This window comes from Paraplanobispora siamensis (genome assembly GCF_016863175.1).
GTDB classification, from domain to species: domain Bacteria; phylum Actinomycetota; class Actinomycetes; order Streptosporangiales; family Streptosporangiaceae; genus Planobispora; species Planobispora siamensis.
Genome location: NZ_BOOJ01000139.1, coordinates 1 through 1103 on the forward strand (window position 1 = coordinate 1; position 1103 = coordinate 1103).

Annotated in this window: 1 pseudogene; it reads right to left on the reverse strand. The window is 69.4% G+C overall.

The window, feature by feature from the left end:
- Positions 1–24: 24 nt before the first annotated feature.
- Positions 25–926: pseudogene (locus tag Psi01_RS42905) on the reverse strand (IS982 family transposase).
- Positions 927–1103 lie beyond the last annotated feature (177 nt).

A 1103-nucleotide genomic window follows, 5' to 3' on the forward strand; every position in this document is an offset into this window, starting at 1 on the left:
TAGACGAGTAAGTCCGAAGTCCGGTCAGTGGTCGTAGGCGATCAGTGACCGGGTGACGGGCTGTCCAGTGGCCCGGTTGTGCCAGATCGCTGCGGTCAACGCCAGGATCCTCTGGGCGACGCGGACCGCGACGCCCAGCGGGCTGCGCCCGCCGTGCAGTTCCAGATCAAGCTGGCCCTTGAGGGTGTCGTTGACCGACTCGATCAGCTGACGAACCGGTTTGAGGAACTGCTCGCCGGGCCGGGGCGCCAGGTTGCGGTAGGAGGGCCGCAGCAGCCGCACGCCTCGCTGGGCCAGGTAGGCATCAAGCTCGGCCGACACATACCCCTTGTCGGCGATGATCAGCAGACCGGGGCGTTCGGCCGTCAGACGCGGATCGTGGTCGAGCATGGCCATCAGCACCTGGCGCTCATCCAGCTTGGGGGTGGCCAGGGCCCAGGTGATCGGTAGCCCGGCGGGGGTGCACACCAGGTGCAGGCGCAGCCCCAGAAGTAGCGTGAGTGGGAGCGGCAGTAGCCGTAGCCGGCCCACCCGGCCAGGTTCGAGCGCTGCGCGGTAGGGCGGGAGCGGCCGCATTCGACGGGGGTGGAGTCGACGACCCCCAGCGGGTCGGCCCACAGGTCGGTGTCGCGGGCCAGGGCGGTGATGGCGCGCTGGAGCAGGGGCAGGGCCGCGCGCAGGCGCTTGTTGTAGCCGGACTGGCCGGGCAGGTAGGGGAAGGCGCCGGGCAGATGCGCGGGCAGGAAGCGCAGCCAGCGGGTCTCGGAGCGGATGCCCAGCAGGGCTTGGGCGATGGCCACGGTGAGCAGTTCGGCGTCGGTCAGCCGGGGTAGGCGGCCCAGGCGGGGCGGGGTGCCGGGAGCACCGAGCCAATCGTCGATCTTGACGTACAGTGCGGTGAGAAGGGTGTTGAGGTCTGTTGTCACAAACCGATCCTCAGCACCCTTCGTCGCCGTTGTCCTGGCGTCGAGGTCAGACTCCTCTGCCGTGAGGCGCAGCCTGGGTGGGCAACGCCCGGCCCACCACCGACGCGCCTCACGGGCGGGTCCATCAGCCGGTACGCACGCCGTACCCGCTCTCAGCTTTAGGACTTACTCGTCTAG